Below are 15,632 nucleotides of genomic sequence, written 5' to 3'. Positions count from 1 at the left end.
CAAAGACGGAAAGTAACGCGGTATCGAAGTGATAACGCTAAGTGATGCAAACAGCACAGCCGAAGGCGTGAGGACCAACCGCCGCAAAGGCCGTCGGAATAATGTCGTGCGCGGGTACCCACGCACCCAGAAAGCCGCCCACTAATCGTCGCAGCCGACGGTAGCGAGCTGCGAAAATCCAGCCTAGACACCGCTTGGCAACGTTTGATTAAACTGGCAATTGAAGAGGGAGTGATTACAGAAGAAGAACGCTTCGGCCTCCATGACCTAAAGCGACGCGGCATTACCGACACAAAAGGCAATCGCCACGAGAAACAGGAAGCCAACGGCCACCGATCTACTAGCATGATGGATACTTACGACCTAAGCGTGCCGCCAGTTCATCCAGGCGATCATAAATGGCCATTGAGCCAGCAACGGCGGACTGGAACTCTCCCAGTTCTTCAAAGGAAAGGTCAAAACCGTAATAATCGGAAATGGCTGCCAACGTATCAATGCCGGGTCGCTTCACACTCATAGTCAACTACTCCTATACACGGACGATTGCCTGAAAAGGCATTTAGCGAGGGAAGTACAAGCTATCGCTCCAACAATTTTGGATAGTGGTGTGGCAGGCGCATCACCACTAAGTCCTTTCGGCGCACAGCGCTGTTTGGGTAAGCCGAATCCAGGTTACTCGTGTCGATAGCAAGCTGCACGCAGCCAGTGGCGCTGGTTAACAATGCTTCTTGGCGAGGAAAATGAAACGTATCCGGGCCGAATATACCGCTTAGCCCCGGTAATCCAGCGTCGGGCATATGCACGTTGGCGAAAGCGAAATAGCAGTTGTTCTCGCCACCGCGCACCCGATAATGGTGCCAATGGTAATCGTCTGGGCCGGTGGGAATAGGTGCTGGCTGACGAATCTCAGTACCGGGATGGACGCAGTGAAATGGCCCTGGCAGGGCAGCAGGACAAGCGATGACATCGCACCCCCGCAGCGCCAGAATGCGCCCCGCTTCGGGAAAATCAGCATCATGGCCAATCAATAATCCTAGCCGTCCTAGCGGCAGATCGAAGCTTACCCAGCGATCGCCAGGCGTCGCCCATTTACGGTCTGCCTCGCTTAAGTGGATTTTACGATAAACCGCCATAACGCCCTGCGCCCCTACCAGAGCGGCAGCATTATAGAGATGTTCCTCCGACTGTTCCGCGAAACCTACCACATAGTTCTGTTGACGCTCCTCAGCGAGTCGACGCAGTGTGTCGAAAACACTGTGACGCTGTGAGATGGGATTGATACCGCCAGTGTCTAACCCGGTAAGCGCCAGCTCAGGAAAAACAATCAGCTCGGCACCCTCTTCTTGGGCAATCAAATCAGTACATTTGGAAAGGTTATCGTCGAGATTATTCGATGGGGAAAATTGAGCAACGGCGATGGTGCTTGCTTTTCCATTGGGCAGTGGCTGATGGCCATAAAGCCTGAAAAAGTCTAGCGGGTTCCAAGCGTGTGTTTGATGAAGTAGCTCATGATAAAGGTCTGGGCGACGCTCACTGGTCAACGGCCCCGTTACTCGTTCAGTATCAATTTCACCCAGCACGATGCCATCACCGTCATCGCGGCTAGCCTGGATATGTCCATCTGGATCAATCACGCAGCTACCGCCACTGAATTGAACGCCGCGCTCCACCCCCCAGCGATTGCTCTCAATAAGATAGCAGCCGTTTTCTTTGGCACGACTAATCCAATAGGGTGCTGGCGCTCTCTCAGCCAGCCAATTACTCAGATGGCAAATGACCTCGGCCCCCTGCAGCGCGACCAACCGTGCAGTTTCAAGAAAATGAATGTCCATGCAGATGAGCAGCGCGATACGGCCCAGTGACGTCTCGAACACTTGATGGCCAGTGTCGCCTGAAGCCGCCCACTTTGGCTCGGCGATATAAGGGTGGCTTTTACGATGTTTTCCTAAATAGCCCTCAGGGCCAACTAAAACAGCCGTGTTGTAGTAAAGCCCATTGCCAGCATCAACTTCTGGCAGCCCGATAACGATATAGCAGTCAAGCTTCGCCGCCAGAGCGGCGAAGCTTTGGGTTGAGGGTCCAGGCACTTGTTCGACGTAGGGTGCAACCTCCTCTCTGTCATACCAGCAATAGCCGGTAAGCCCCATCTCCGGCGTTATGATTAGCCGCGCACCAGACGCAGCCGCCTCTTCCACTAACCGCTTTAGAGCATCAATATTTCGCTCTTTTGCAAACATTTCAGGCTCAAACTGCAATGTGGCGGCAAGGTATTTCATATTGTCCTCCCCGCTCGCTAGCGTGCTTGCCCAACGATGGACTTGAGGATGGAAGCGCCTAAGGTATATTTTGGATCCACCATATTACCCAGCCGCACTCGTCCTGCCTGAGTAAGAAGCATGTAAGCCTCTATTTCATCGAAATCAAACTCTGCCGCTAGCCAGCGTACCAGCTCTCTGTAGGCAATCCGGGTGGCATCTTCCATGGGACGCGCTGAACCAATGGTCATATAGAACTGTTCATTTTCCAGACGCGGCCATTTGAACGTCCAATCTTTAATCAAGTCGACCTGAACGGTGGTCACGGTAGGATGCTCGATAGCCACGCCACACAACTCACCATCACCCTGCGCCGCATGGCAGTCACCTAGATAAAGATAGGCACCTTTGGTATGTACCGGCAGATAGATCACCGCACCTGGTGCTACATCAGGTAAGTCCATATTGCCGCCGTAATAATCGGGCACCAGCGAGCTAATCGACTCAATCTCCGGTGACACCCCAATGGTGCCAATAAAAGGCTGATAAGGAAGGGTTATTTTATCGCTCCACTTCACGCCGGTTTCCGCGTCAACCTCCACCTTTTTTACCCGCTCCGGTAGTGGCGCGTTGAGTAGCGCGGTATCACCGGTCGCCACTAGTCCACCAAATTCGGTAATCAGCGCTGTCGTACCGCAGGGCTGCGGGCCGCGGGGTTTCATATCGCGGATATAAACCGCCAAGCAATCGCCCTTCTCCGCCCCCTCTACGTAGATCGGTCCGTTCTGCGGATTCAGATAAGGTAGATTAAGCAGTTCGCTGGGCTTGTCGCTTTCCGAGCGCAACTTTCCTTCGAAAGCATCATGGGTTTCAGCACTGACGATATCGCCCGGCTGGATATGCAGTACAGGCTTGGGGTTAGGCCCAAGCGTATAGTGATACTGACCTTGAGCCGCCTCAGTTAGCTGGTGTGTAGTACCCGGTTTACCTTTGGCGACGGCGCGACGCGCCATGATGGATTGATCAAGCCAACTCATTGTTCTACTCCTTTTTAGGTGTTTTTCAGTCATCGCTCCAGCAACTGCAGACCGGAGTTTGAGTCATGGTTAAATAGTGCTGATGGGTACCCATCCTGCTTATACAGCCAGAATTCGACGCATGGCGTCACGATCACGGAGTTGCTCCTTCGCAAGCTCATGGGTAATTTTCCCCTTATCCATGACGTAGCAGCGTTGCGCCATGGTCATGATCATGTCCAGGTTCTGCTCTACGAGGAGAATGGTTACGCCCAGTTCGCGATTGAGCTTGAGAATGTTGCGTGAAATGTCCTTTACGATGTTTGGCTGAATACCTTCCGAGGGTTCGTCGAGTAGCATAAGCTTCGGCTTGCCCACCATGGCACGGCCGATCGCAAGCTGTTGCTGCTGTCCGCCGCTGAAGGTGCCCGCTCGTTGATTAGCCCGCTCTTTCAAGATGGGGAAGAACTCATAAACCCGCTCATAGTCAACTCCCTCGCCAGCCTGTTGGAGCATTTCGCCGACCTTGAGATTTTCCCAGACGGTCATGCGTGAGAAGACCTCACGCCCTTGCGGGATATAACCAATGCCCAAACGCGCACGTTCGTGAGATTCGAGCGAGCTAATATCCTTACCATCAAAACGGATAATGCCTTGTCGATTCTTGATAAGACCAATCAGCGTTTTCATTAATGTCGTCTTGCCGACGCCATTTCGGCCGATGACGGCTACCACCTCGCCGCAACCAACATTCAAGCTGACCTCTTGCAGCACTGAGGTGGTACCGTAGCCAGAAATGACACCTTCCACGCTCAACAGATTTGTACTATTCGTCGTCATCGGCTGTCCCCAGATAAATACGTGCAACCTCTTCGTTAGCCTCAATCTCGTTGATCGTGCCTTCCGCAAAGATTTCACCGAAGTTCAGTACAGTGACCTTGTGGGCAATCTGGCGCACAAATTCCATGTCGTGCTCAACCGCTAAAATCGACATACCTTTGCGATTGAGCTCCTGGATCATCTCGCCCGTGCGCGCCGTTTCTTCTGGTGTCATGCCAGCTGTCGGTTCATCAAGAAGTAGTAAGCGCGGCTCCGTGCTCACCGCCATACCGATCTCAAGCCACTGCTGTTCCCCGTGTGAGAGTTCTCCAGCAAGTTCTCCTGCTTTATCGGTAAGCCTTACAAAGGCGAGTGCTTTATCGATAGCCGCTGTCATGGAATCACCATGCAGGTGGTTTTGAACTGCTATTTGCATGTTTTGCCAAACGGAGAGTTCGGAGAAGATACCCGGCACCTGGAACTTGACGGCAATTCCCTGCTTCACGCGCTCGAAGGAACGAAGCTTGGTAATTTTTTGACCTGAAAAGTAGATATCACCTGAGCTTGGTTGATGCTCACCGAGTACAAGCTTGAAAAACGTGCTCTTTCCAGCGCCATTCGGACCTATCAGGCATCGGATCTCACCATGCTCCATTGAGAAGTTCACATCCTGAGCAACTTTGACGCCGTCGAAATGTTTATATAATTTCTCAGTTCGCAATATGGTCACGACATGCCCTCCTTACGCTTACGAAAGCGACCAAAGAACTTGACCAGCCCCGGGATCAACCCTTCCGGCAAAAAGACCACCACGACGACCAGCAGCAACCCCATAATGACAAAGGCGTAGTAGCTACCGTAAATAGTGAGGTTCTGGAAGATGCCAAGCACTACCAAGGTGCCCACCAGCGTTGCGGTGAGGTCTTTACGCCCGCCCACTGCTACCCAAATAATGGGTAATGCAGCGGCCGCTAAATCCATATTGGATGGGCTGATGTACTGTCCCCAAGCGGTATAGAGCACACCTGATAGACCCGCTAAACCGCTGCCAATAACAAAGACAATTAACTGATAGCGGCGTATGTCGTAGCCAAGCATTTCAGCGCGGTGCGGATTTTCACGAATTGCGACTAGCACATTGCCGAATCTCGAATTGACGAGAACCCGTAAGCCCAGATAACAAACCACCAGCATGGCCAAAAGGAGGTAATAGAGTGGCACGCCCGAATACAGCGCGATATCTCCTCCAGCCCAAGGGATTGTTAACGGCGGCATACCGGTCATGCCATTGTCGCCACCCAGTCGGGCATTGCCGATCGCCCACTGGGACCCAGCCGTCTGTGCCATGAAGGTGGCGAAAACCAGCGTGGTCGACAGCGTGATAATACCGAGGAATACGCCGCTAATACGCCCATAAAAAAGAATGTAACCAAGTACAGCCGCCCCCAAACAGGACATGCCAACGCCTAGAAGCACGCCGACGATGGTCAAACCGTAAGCTGCGCCAAAGTTGATAGTGACGACACCATACGTGTACCCGGCAAGCCCGAAGAAAGCAGTCTGACCGAAACTGAGCGACCCGGCATATCCCCAGATGAGCGACAACCCAAGTGCCATAAACACCCAGCAAAAGAAGTAGGCCGTATTACCTACACTCCAGGCATCCGCGAAAGCGGGATATACAACTGCCGCCCCAATCGTTAAGACAAAGACAACCCAATACACTGGGCCACGCCCCAGCGTTTGCGGGCCATTGATAAGACGCAACCAGCCGGTCATTCGACCGTCCGGACGAGACGCTTTCAAATCTTCCCGTTGTAACATACCCATTTATGTACGCCCCTTGAGCAACCAGCCAGACAGGCCTTGTGGGAGAATACGGATGACCACCATGACAGTGATTAACAACCCCACTTGGCCCATCAGCTGCCCTTGCCACCCAGTCAAAAAGGCCTTGATAACCGCGAGCGTGGCTGCCGCTGGCGCCGTGCCCAAGAACACATCAGCCCCACCAACAACCACCGTCACGAAGCTTTCAACCAGGAAGTTGGCGCCCAGCGTCGGGACGATGGAGATCGTGGGGGCATAAAGCGCTCCGGCTAAGCCCGCCAGGGCTGCGCCGAGACCGAAGGTGAGGGAGTACATACGTCCGGTGTCGATTCCCGCGGCTTTCGCCATGTGCGGTGCTTGAATTGTTGCCCGTGAGTGGATACCGAATGTCGTATGATGAAACAGCACATACAGCCCAATAAGCAGTAGCACTGCGACGCCAAGCAGCACCATTCGATAGGTAGAGTAGCTGTAGCCGCCCACCGAAAAACTGCCGAGTGGCGTGCTGATACCCGCCATACTGGATCCAAGTACGATCAGCGTGCCCTGGGTAAGGATCAGGCTAATCCCCCATGTGGCAACAATGGAGTCCAACGGACGGTGATAGAGGCGATGAATAATTGTGCGTTCAAGCACAATGCCAAGTATCCCGGCGGCAAGGCTGCCACATAGCATCGCGATAGGCAGTGGGATCCCTAGGCGTGCCGTTGCCACCGTTACATAGGCACCGCACATGATAAATTCGCCGTGAGCTAGGTTGATGATGCCCATCATCCCGAAAATCACCGCTAACCCCATGGCGGATAGCACCAAGAAGGCAAACGCATCCCCAAACTGATAGAACGCAGTAAACGCTAAATGTATATATTCCATATCCAGCTCCTAGGCAGGAAACACCCGCGAGATTTCCCGCTTAATGGAAATTCACAGACCAGGCAGGATGAAGCTCATCACCCTGCCGGTACGATGCGTGATATTTACTCGTTTGGAGGGTTAGAAAGAGTGTACTGAGCGCTTGGGTCGTTCTGGGTCAGGTCGCAGCCGTTGTCACCCAGCCAGTAAGGCTCAATATTTTCCCAAGTTTCGGGGAAGGATATCTCGTGATTCTCATCCACTTGCGCCAGAAAGATATTGTGAGACATGTGCTGGCTCTTAGGATCTAGGCAGACGGTGCCTGAAGGGCCATCGAAACAGACATCTCCCTCCGCAATAACGTCGCGAAGGTCTTCTTTATCGGTTGAGCCGTCAGCACGCTCAACCATCTGCTTATAAAGGTACATCGCGATATACGAGTTAGCCGCTTCCTGGTTCACATAGGGCGTATCGGGGAAGCGCTCATAGAACTTCTCAACGAACTCATTTGCTTCAGGGGTATCGACTTCTTCAATAAAGTTCGTCGTCACGAACATGTTTTCAAGGCTTGGCGGCGCAAAGCGCTTATGCTCGTAGCCCTGCCCAACATTTACCGATGAGGCCATGGGAAGCCCCAGGCCGGTAGATGCTGCCTGCTCGTAATAAGACGCCTGATTGGAACCGACCAGTAGGGTGACGACGAAGTCCGGGGACTCACCCTGGATATTTTGGATGGTTTGCGAGAACTGGGAAACATCCAGAGGGATGAACTCCTCACCCACGATTTCACCACCTTCCTCTTCTACTATCTGTCGTACCCATTCCGCCGAAATCTGACCAAAGTTATAGTCTGCAGCGATCGTATAGACGTTTGGTCCGTACTTTTCTATCATCCAAGGTATCAGCGTCGAGAACTGCTGTTCAGGAACTGCGCCAGTGACGATCATGTTGGCGTCACACACGCCGCCTTCATACTGATTGTTATAAAACGCCAACCCATCAAATTGGTTAACAATCGGTCGATACGCTTCTCGTGATGACGAAGCAAAACCCGCGAAGACGGTATCTACTTGATCACGCTGGAGTACCCGTCGCATCAACTCTTGGTAACGACGATCATCAGACTGAGTATCGTAAATAACAAGTTCCACTTCGCGACCAGCGATACCGCCCGCCTCATTTATTTCTTCAGCCGCTAACTCAATAGCATTCACTTTCGCCTGCGTCACCGCTGCAAAGTTGCCAGACTGATCTTCAAGCACACCGATCTGGATAGGATCATTCGCTGAAGCGCTGGTCACTAACGAGCCCGCTAACAACGTTGACAAGGTTGCCGTTCTCTGAATTGTTGAGTATTTCATTTGTATACCCCTGATGTAGTTTTACTTTTACTTCCTCGCCGTCCGGCAGCAACACAACTCCCTAATCACCTCTCCATAAAATGAGAGACGACCTTTTGCTCTTGAAGCCTGTCTACCTATACCGCTTCGATTAACCTCAATAAACGTGCTACGAATAATGGTTTAACCGGGATTCCCTAAGACGATGAATGGCATCAGCCTCTTCCTTTAGTACCACCACTGCGATCTCACCCGAGACGATCATTGCAGCGAAATCCTCAAGGGACAGGCGTCGGCTCATGCTCGCCGAACGCAACAGTGCAAAGGCGTCATTGACCGAAATTCCCATATCTTCAATGAGCTTGATCGCCGCCGTGCATACGACTTGGCGGGCACGAACCTGCTGCTCCAAACGGTGGAGTTTTTGCTCCGTCTCATAGCACTGATTAAATGTTTGGTAAGCAATAATAAGGCTCGCGAGAATGCCGCCCTTACGTAGCGGTTTGGTGAGATAGCCAGACACTTGGCGCTCGATGAACCAATTAACCGAGCTCGGTGCATCTGAACCGATAAGTGCAATCGCCGGCCCCTGCACGCGATCTATCATGTGCGTGATGTCGCTAAACTGGCGTCCCAACTCATCGTCGAAAAACACCAGATCAAACGGCCTATCAGACACAGCCTCATCCTGGTTTTCATGAACAACTGGCGTGACGCCAAGCTCCACAAGGAACTGAGTCAGCACCTCTCGATCTCTTTCAGCGGCACACACAATCAATGCACGATGGCCCCTGAAATTGCGTCGTGTGGTAAGCGTCATCGCACGATCCTCAAGCCAATATTGTTTTGAGCAATGGGCGTTTCCGTGTGAGCAGAGCTTTCACCACATGCTTCAGCCCAAACGAGATAAGGATCCGGGCGAACGGGGGCGTTTGCTTCGGAGATCACCTTAAACGTCGCATCTTCGCGGGAGATTCCTAGCCGGACGGTCAAATAACTGTGATTGCTCTCAGGATCGACATAGATCTTTCCCTGAGGTGCTTGGAAGGACGTTCCATGCAGCGCTTTTTTCACCCGGTCGATATCAACGGAATCGGCGCCAGCCAAGGCAAGGGCAAGTAAGTGAACGGTGTTGTAGGACGCCTCTGCATCTGCACTAGGCAAGGCATCATGTCCGTAGCGTTGGCGGTAGCTAGCGACAAACTGCTTGTTAACTTCTGTCTCGATAGTGGAGAAGTAAACGCTGGATGCTAAATGCCCAGCACACGCCTGCGGACCAATTTGAGCAAGTTCGGGTTCGCAAAGCGTGCAGCTGCCTACCACCGTTTTTTGAAGGGCGGCGTTCTCATCGCGCGCCTTGGCCAACGCGCGGTAGAATGCATAGCTAGACTCACCGATCAGCATGTTCATAATGAAGGCAGGCCGCTTTTCGTGAATCTCTTCGATGATACGCGCCACATCCAGGTCACCGACCTGCAGGTAACGCTCAGCGATCATCTTCCCGCCATGCGCCTTAGTCAGCTCTCTGATAATTCGGCCATTTTCCCAGGCCCAGACATAGTTAGAGCCCACGAAGTAAACATCGCGAGTGATATGCTCAAGCACATGGTCCATCAGCGGCAAAACATGCTGGTTCTGAACGGCGCCTGTATAAATAACGTTATTATTGGTCTCAAAACCTTCGTAGTGAGACGGATACCACAGCAAGCCATCGTATTTTTCAAAAATCGGTATGACTTCTTTGCGGCTTGAAGACGTATAGCAACCAATCACGTGCTTTACGCCCTCATGGCGTAGCAAACTCCGCACGTGATTGCTGTAGGCAGCGGTGTCACCGGCCGGATCGCATTCTATAGGTACAAGTTCAAAGGGGAATCGTGTGCCCTGGTTGACCTCTTCAAGCGCCAGCATCGCCCCATCGCGCATTGACCGGCCAACAGTGGCGTATGGCCCTTGAGTAGAGAAGAGTATGCCAACCGGGATACGACTGTTCATTGACTCACCGTCCTATTTCCAGACATAAAAAAAGGGCTCACAGCGCTACCTGACGGTAACGATGGGAGCCCTATTGCTCTGTGCCCTTTCGGTGTATGCCGACGCACAATATGTCAAATACTAAAACTTAGATTGTGACCCCTAATCGACTTTGTCAACTCATTGACGCTATTCTTAAGTCGAAGGCCATAACCACTAAACAAATGTAAATAATTTAAAGCAACAAGCGTGCCAATTACACAAAACTCCACAATAGCGGCTTTGAAACACGTTTAGTGTAGGTGTGGCGCCTCTTTTTGATACATGCAAAAGAATTTATGCTGTAAAAAGGTGCGTTCAGGCTTTCCATGCTTGCACAACCATGCAAACCAGGGAGCCAGAAAAATCAGTTGTCGGCGAGATCGTAAGAGCACAACTTACTCTGTAATCCTAAAAAACCGCCCTAACAGACAAAGGGTGAAGGGCTTGTAGAATCTACTGAAAGCCACCGACTTATCAGGTGATTTTGACTACTTAGAAACGGTTTGCAGCAACGAAAAAAGCAGGCAGAATGGGTCTTGAGAGAAACGGTACACACTACGGTACGCAGATGCAGAATTTGGGGAAGGAAACAAAAAAGGCCGCCGATGAAGGCAGCCTTTTTAAGTCTCTAACATGTTGCTTTTAACCATCTTTTGATGGTGCCGACACCAGGAGTCGAACCCGGGACCTACTGATTACAAGTCAGTTGCTCTACCAACTGAGCTATGTCGGCGCTTCACGTTTTCTTGAGAAAATGATTGTTTTGCTGCTAAGCTCTGCAATCAACAAGAAATTTTGTTGGCAATGGCTGGGGTACCAGGATTCGAACCTGGGAATACCGCTACCAAAAAGCGGTGCCTTACCACTTGGCGATACCCCAACTGCGTGGTGGCCAGAGACGGAATCGAACCGCCGACACGGGGATTTTCAATCCCCTGCTCTACCAACTGAGCTATCTGGCCGCTGCCAACGGTGCGTATTAAACTAAAAACACCGCTTTTCGTCAACACCTTTGTGAAACTTTCTTTCGATACCGATGCTTATGGGTATTTTGCGCCACTGCCTTTACTAGAATGGCGGCAACGTTTATGCCTGTGTAGGCGGCACGTACCCTTCGGCTTGGTCGGTTTCCTGATTATCTAGGAAGCACTGCATTTGATCCATAAGGTAGGCCCGTGATTCTGGATCAAGCATATTGAGATGCTTCTCGTTGATCAGGCGAGTTTGCAGTGCCTGCCAGGCTTCCCAGGCGGGCTTGGAGACCGTTGCCTGAATCTCATGACCTTGTTTACCCGGCAAGGGTGGAAATGGCAACGCCTCTAACTCTGTCTGGTACTTGCGGCAAAAAACGGTATTGCTCATAGCATGCTCCTGGTTATGCGATGTTATTCAGAGTTCTCTCCCATACGCCTATGCATGGCCTACGACTGGGTGAGGGTAAAAGGTGTTAGCTGACTCAGCAACGCTTTGACCGGCGCCGCCAGCCCCAGCGCAGGCGGATCGTTGATGTCGTACCATACGCCGCTTTCACGAATACCGCCCAGCCTATCGCAGGTCACCGGCTGGGGGGTAATCTCTAAGCGAAAATGGCTAAACGTATGATAAAAGCTTGGCGCTGTACTGCCGCGCGCAGGATTGACCGCGTGATCCTCTAGCCAGTCGTTAAGTTCGCCATGCTTATCAAACTGCGGCAAGCTCCATAGCCCGCCCCAAAGACCACTTGGCGGTCGTTTTTCTAGCCATACCCGGCCCTGTGAGTCGCTCAGCATGAGCATAATGGTCTGCCGTGTGGGCAACGCTTTTTTCGGCTTTGATTCAGGATAGCGCTTTGGCTCGCCCTGGGCATAGGCCAAACAAACGTCATTAAACGGGCAGCTTAAACAGTCAGGCTTGCTGCGTTTACACAGCGTCGCACCAAAATCCATGATCGCCTGGGTATAGTCGGCTAAGCGCGCGCTGGGCGTGTAATACTCGGCCAGCGCCCAAAGCTTTTGCTCCACCGCCTTCTTGCCCGGCCAGCCGGGCAGCGCATGCAGGCGAGCAAGCGAGCGTTTGACATTGCCATCTAAGATCGCCGCCCGCCGCCCAGTGCTTTGTGCAACGATGGCACCCGCGGTAGAGCGGCCAATGCCGGGCAGCGCCGTTAGGGCATCGACACTTTCGCTAGGTAGTTCTGCGCCGTGCTGCGCTACCGTCAGTTGAGCGGCCTTGTGCAAGTTGCGCGCACGGGCGTAATAACCTAGCCCGGTCCATAAGTGCAGCACCTCATCTTGCGGCGCGCTGGCAAGCGCCTCCAAGGTCGGAAAGCGCGCCATAAAGCGCTCAAAGTACGGAATGACGGTCGCAACCTGTGTTTGCTGCAGCATGATTTCCGACACCCATACGCGATAGGCGCTGCGCGGTGACTGCCAGGGCAAGTCGTGGCGACCATATTGATCGAACCAGTCTAATAGCCGACGCTGGAATTCAGCGGCCGTCAACCGCGGTGCGGGCATATCTGCCATGCACGTTCCTCACACAGAAGTATGTAAACGATCCACGATGCTCATAAAAAAGCGCCGGCATTTAGGCCGGCGCAGAATGAACATGCATCGTTACTTAGTTAAATAAATTACGCAGCCCCTCGCGAAGCTTCTGGCCCGCTCCTTCGCCAAGGCGCTCGTCTAGCTGATCCAAAGAATCGCCCAGGCGCTCTTCGATCTCTTCATCCACACGATCCCCGGCTTCGTTACGCAGCAAGTCGACAACGGCCGTCTGGAATGCCTCTCGGTCGAAGCGGCACCACTCGCTGCGTGCATCGCTCAGGTTGCCCTCGCAGCGCATGGGTAGCGGCAATTGTGCCAGACGCGGATTAACGTTGCAGGCCGCATCAGCCGTATCGACCAAGCGTGCGTTGGCGTGCGTATCAAAAGCCAAGCTGCTGAGATTAAGCTCGCCGTCGCCCTGAACATTAATACCCGGCAGGGTGATAAGCAGGTCATCGCTTTCCACCAGTCCATTGCTAATTTGGAAGGTGCCATCGAACTGCTCAAAGCGGGTATCATCCTGCCAGTCGCGCACGGTGCCCTCACCTTCTAGCTGAGCGACCAGCTCACACATTTGCTGTGAAATATTGGTCTCTAAGATCGCCCCGTCTTTTAGGTGCGCTGTGAGCTCGCCATTCAGGTTGCTCGTCAGCGCCTCCCGAGTGTTGCCAAGGCTGGTGAGGTCGCCAGACAAATCAAAGCGACCGCGCAGCGGTGACGTTTCTTTACTCATCGCTTCAATTAGCGGGGCTACTTGCACGCTGCTGATCGTTGGCGAGAATGCCCATTCAAGCACGGAATCAGAGGCGTCCACCTGGCCGGTAGCGTTGAGCTTACCTTCATAGAAGCCGGACTCAAACGCCGTTAAGCGGTGGACGCCATCATCTCCGCGCAGCTGCAAACTAGGCTTATTGAACGTCAGCCCAGCGAAAATCAGGGTATCAATACTCAGATCGCCTTCTAGCGCTAATCCTGCAAGCACGGATTGCGGGAGTAGCGAATCACTGCTTTGAGCAAAAGCGCTACGCAGCAAGCCGCGGCTTGCTTGCTCAGCCGTGGCCTCACCGGGCAAATAGCGGTCAAGCGACAGCTGATCACCTGCTAAATCAAACGCCAGACGTGAGCCGTCTAACGCCGCCGATAGCTCTCCGGTAAAGGTGCTGTCGTCGATGACTAATGAAAGTCTGGGCAGCGAGAACTGCTCGGCATCGCCTTCGATAGGGCTGGTCATTGCCACATCACTGAGCGCGGCTTCGCCCGCGGTAGTGAGAGTAATACCCGCGCGTGCTAGCCAGGGGCGCAGCGTGAATGGCGCTGCGGTTAGCTGCCCACGGTAGTTCGGCGCGTCAAGCATTTGTTCAATATTAAGATGGCCGCTCACTCGTAGCCCATCAGGGCCCGTGAGCTGGAGATCTTTAAACTGAGCGGTCTGCGCTTGCCAGTCGCCTTCCAAACCAAAGGCAAGCGCCAGCGCCAGGCTGCCCTGCCAGCTATCTGCATTGCGCAAACCCGCTTCCAGTAGCCCTTCTTTAATCGACAGCTGCTGTTCACCCATACGCGCCACCATTTCGGCGGCTTTCAAACTAAGCTGCTGCGGCTCGCTGTCAGTTTTCGTACTGGTACGCGTCGTTAATGACATGTTTTCGAGTACAAAAAGCTCTTCCTCTAAACCAAGCCGCATGCGCGTTTCAAGATTGATGTCACTGGTAATATCCGGAGCGCGCTCCAATACCTCGGCATCCAGGCGGTTGTGCTTAGTCAAGGTGAACATGGCTTTCAGTGGGAAAGCACGCACCGGATTAACATTGCTACCTGATATATTCAGTTGTTGCAGCCGCCACAGCGCTTGGGTTTGCTCATCACGAAAACGTATATCGGCATTTTTCACTTCCACGCTCGCAATGTTTAGCACTACCGCCAAGCTACCGGCGTCGGCATTAGGGCCCGCGCTGGCAGGCGCCAGCACCGTTTCAGCGGCACCGTTTGTCTGTTCGGACAAGCGCTCGACTAACGGTTCCCAATTGCCTTCACCTTCAGCATCACGTTCTAAGTTGAGTCGCATGCCGTCCAATGTCAGCCCATCAACGGCAATCTCGCCGCGTAGCAACGGGGCAAAGGCAACGCTCACTTCTGCGCGGTTAATCGCAGCAAACGCGGCACTGTCTTGATCTTGCTCAGGCAGCCACGCGCGCGCCTGCTCTACGCTGACCCCAATACGCGGATAGAACGACCAGTTGATCGGGCCTTCCAACACCAAGTTCAGTCCCGTTTGCTCTTTTACAACGGCGGTTAAGCGCGGCTTGAAGTCTTCTGGATCTAAAAAGGTGGTCACGTAGACCACTGCCGCGACCGCCACGATGGCAAGAATGCCGACGGCCGCTAGTAAAATACGTAATAACTGTTTCATTACCCTTTCCCTTGTGGGTCTAACTCAACAAAATCGCTGGTGGCGGGCATCCCCGCCGGAGTCATTGGGTTGGCCATGGGCCGATAACCTAACTTGGAAAGCAGCACACGGTCAGCCAGTGGCAATGAAGAGGTTTCAATACGCAATACGCGCCCTTCTTGTTTGGCTTGCTCACCCAGCAGTGCCATTAAACGCGAACCAACCCCACGGCGGCGAGTGGTTGTACGCACGCAGAGCTCAGAGAGCCACCAAGCGCGGTCGGTGCCCTCCTGCACCGCGACGGCTCCCAGCAGCCGATCATTGAAAAGCGCGCAGGCAAAAAAGTGCCGGCCGTTAAAATGTGCATCGATAAACGGCTCAACCGTTGGGGTAGGCATGCGCTCTTGAGGCGCGTCCTGGTAAATGCGCACTAGATCAAGGCGCACCTGTTCATCGGCTTCCCAACGGGCCTGGTCGACGTGGTGCAGTGTCACCGGCATGATGAAATCCTCTTCGCCAAAGCAGTCTTGCTGCTATTTTTCTATCATTGATAACGGCTACATTGCGCGCATTGTAGCGGATGAGGGCGTCGA

14 protein-coding genes and 3 tRNA genes are annotated in these 15,632 nt (G+C 53.1%); all 17 read right to left on the bottom strand.

All coding sequences use genetic code 11. From position 1 onward, the window contains the following. Positions 1 to 340: 340 nt before the first annotated feature. Entirely contained in the window at positions 341 to 517 is a 177-nt protein-coding gene (locus CIK78_RS17845; protein ID WP_176483368.1) for a hypothetical protein, read from the bottom strand. Between the two features lie 61 nt (positions 518 to 578). After that, entirely contained in the window at positions 579 to 2,276 is a 1,698-nt protein-coding gene (locus CIK78_RS05640) for a nitrilase-related carbon-nitrogen hydrolase (protein ID WP_096278041.1), read from the bottom strand. A gap of 17 nt (positions 2,277 to 2,293) precedes the next feature. Further along, positions 2,294 to 3,292, bottom strand: coding sequence for an acetamidase/formamidase family protein (locus CIK78_RS05635; RefSeq protein WP_096278039.1), 999 nt, complete (start codon positions 3,290 to 3,292; stop codon positions 2,294 to 2,296). A 99-nt stretch (positions 3,293 to 3,391) separates the two neighbouring features. Then, on the bottom strand, positions 3,392 to 4,111 hold the full coding sequence (gene urtE / locus CIK78_RS05630; RefSeq protein WP_096278037.1) for an urea ABC transporter ATP-binding subunit UrtE: 720 nt from the start codon (positions 4,109 to 4,111) through the stop codon (positions 3,392 to 3,394). Then, entirely contained in the window at positions 4,098 to 4,820 is a 723-nt protein-coding gene (locus CIK78_RS05625; protein WP_096278034.1) for an ABC transporter ATP-binding protein, read from the bottom strand. The genes urtE and CIK78_RS05625 overlap by 14 nt, the downstream gene beginning before the upstream one ends. Further along, a complete protein-coding gene (locus tag CIK78_RS05620) occupies positions 4,817 to 5,920 on the bottom strand; it encodes a hypothetical protein (RefSeq protein ID WP_217990273.1) in 1,104 nt (367 codons plus the stop codon). The genes CIK78_RS05625 and CIK78_RS05620 overlap by 4 nt, the downstream gene beginning before the upstream one ends. Then, positions 5,921 to 6,793: a branched-chain amino acid ABC transporter permease gene (locus CIK78_RS05615; RefSeq protein WP_096278033.1), complete on the bottom strand. Its 873-nt coding sequence runs from the start codon at positions 6,791 to 6,793 to the stop codon at positions 5,921 to 5,923. Between the two features lie 104 nt (positions 6,794 to 6,897). Next, positions 6,898 to 8,133: an urea ABC transporter substrate-binding protein gene (locus CIK78_RS05610; RefSeq protein ID WP_096278031.1), complete on the bottom strand. Its 1,236-nt coding sequence runs from the start codon at positions 8,131 to 8,133 to the stop codon at positions 6,898 to 6,900. A 148-nt stretch (positions 8,134 to 8,281) separates the two neighbouring features. After that, positions 8,282 to 8,932, bottom strand: a complete 651-nt coding sequence (locus CIK78_RS05605) for an ANTAR domain-containing protein (protein ID WP_096278029.1) — start codon at positions 8,930 to 8,932, stop codon at positions 8,282 to 8,284. Further along, positions 8,929 to 10,107 (bottom strand): transporter substrate-binding domain-containing protein, encoded by a 1,179-nt coding sequence (locus CIK78_RS05600; RefSeq protein WP_096278027.1) that lies wholly within the window; start codon positions 10,105 to 10,107, stop codon positions 8,929 to 8,931. Before CIK78_RS05600 ends, CIK78_RS05605 begins: the two co-directional genes overlap by 4 nt. Positions 10,108 to 10,785: 678 nt before the next feature. After that, a tRNA-Thr gene (locus CIK78_RS05595) sits at positions 10,786 to 10,861 on the bottom strand. Between the two features lie 72 nt (positions 10,862 to 10,933). Beyond that, positions 10,934 to 11,008: transfer RNA gene (locus tag CIK78_RS05590), tRNA-Gln, on the bottom strand. Between the two features lie 6 nt (positions 11,009 to 11,014). Continuing rightward, positions 11,015 to 11,090: transfer RNA gene (locus CIK78_RS05585), tRNA-Phe, on the bottom strand. 124 nt (positions 11,091 to 11,214) lie between these two features. Further along, the gene (locus CIK78_RS05580) at positions 11,215 to 11,490 is read right to left on the bottom strand and encodes an oxidative damage protection protein (protein WP_096278025.1); all 276 of its coding nucleotides are present in this window, start codon (positions 11,488 to 11,490) and stop codon (positions 11,215 to 11,217) included. 59 nt (positions 11,491 to 11,549) lie between these two features. Beyond that, the gene (gene mutY, locus CIK78_RS05575; RefSeq protein WP_096278023.1) at positions 11,550 to 12,632 is read right to left on the bottom strand and encodes an A/G-specific adenine glycosylase; all 1,083 of its coding nucleotides are present in this window, start codon (positions 12,630 to 12,632) and stop codon (positions 11,550 to 11,552) included. A gap of 94 nt (positions 12,633 to 12,726) precedes the next feature. Further along, entirely contained in the window at positions 12,727 to 15,060 is a 2,334-nt protein-coding gene (locus CIK78_RS05570) for an AsmA family protein (protein ID WP_096278021.1), read from the bottom strand. Then, the gene (locus tag CIK78_RS05565; RefSeq protein WP_096278019.1) at positions 15,060 to 15,539 is read right to left on the bottom strand and encodes an acetyl-CoA sensor PanZ family protein; all 480 of its coding nucleotides are present in this window, start codon (positions 15,537 to 15,539) and stop codon (positions 15,060 to 15,062) included. The genes CIK78_RS05570 and CIK78_RS05565 overlap by 1 nt, the downstream gene beginning before the upstream one ends. Positions 15,540 to 15,632: the final 93 nt, after the last annotated feature.

Source organism: Halomonas sp. JB37, assembly GCF_002332255.1.
GTDB classification, from domain to species: Bacteria; Pseudomonadota; Gammaproteobacteria; order Pseudomonadales; family Halomonadaceae; genus Vreelandella; species Vreelandella casei.
The sequence above is the reverse complement of the archived record's forward strand: the minus strand, read 5'-3'. Positions and strand labels throughout refer to the sequence as shown.

Coding starts and splice junctions, on each gene's coding strand:
- urtE (WP_096278037.1), bottom strand. CDS start 4,111: ATGACGACGAATAGTACAAATCTGTTGAGCGTGGAAGGTGTCATTTCT.
- CIK78_RS05600 (WP_096278027.1), bottom strand. CDS start 10,107: ATGAACAGTCGTATCCCGGTTGGCATACTCTTCTCTACTCAAGGGCCA.
- CIK78_RS05610 (WP_096278031.1), bottom strand. CDS start 8,133: ATGAAATACTCAACAATTCAGAGAACGGCAACCTTGTCAACGTTGTTA.
- CIK78_RS05635 (WP_096278039.1), bottom strand. CDS start 3,292: ATGAGTTGGCTTGATCAATCCATCATGGCGCGTCGCGCCGTCGCCAAA.
- CIK78_RS05565 (WP_096278019.1), bottom strand. CDS start 15,539: ATGCCGGTGACACTGCACCACGTCGACCAGGCCCGTTGGGAAGCCGAT.
- CIK78_RS17845 (WP_176483368.1), bottom strand. CDS start 517: ATGAGTGTGAAGCGACCCGGCATTGATACGTTGGCAGCCATTTCCGAT.
- mutY (WP_096278023.1), bottom strand. CDS start 12,632: ATGGCAGATATGCCCGCACCGCGGTTGACGGCCGCTGAATTCCAGCGT.
- CIK78_RS05570 (WP_096278021.1), bottom strand. CDS start 15,060: ATGAAACAGTTATTACGTATTTTACTAGCGGCCGTCGGCATTCTTGCC.
- CIK78_RS05580 (WP_096278025.1), bottom strand. CDS start 11,490: ATGAGCAATACCGTTTTTTGCCGCAAGTACCAGACAGAGTTAGAGGCG.
- CIK78_RS05615 (WP_096278033.1), bottom strand. CDS start 6,793: ATGGAATATATACATTTAGCGTTTACTGCGTTCTATCAGTTTGGGGAT.
- CIK78_RS05620 (WP_217990273.1), bottom strand. CDS start 5,920: ATGGGTATGTTACAACGGGAAGATTTGAAAGCGTCTCGTCCGGACGGT.
- CIK78_RS05640 (WP_096278041.1), bottom strand. CDS start 2,276: ATGAAATACCTTGCCGCCACATTGCAGTTTGAGCCTGAAATGTTTGCA.
- CIK78_RS05605 (WP_096278029.1), bottom strand. CDS start 8,932: ATGACGCTTACCACACGACGCAATTTCAGGGGCCATCGTGCATTGATT.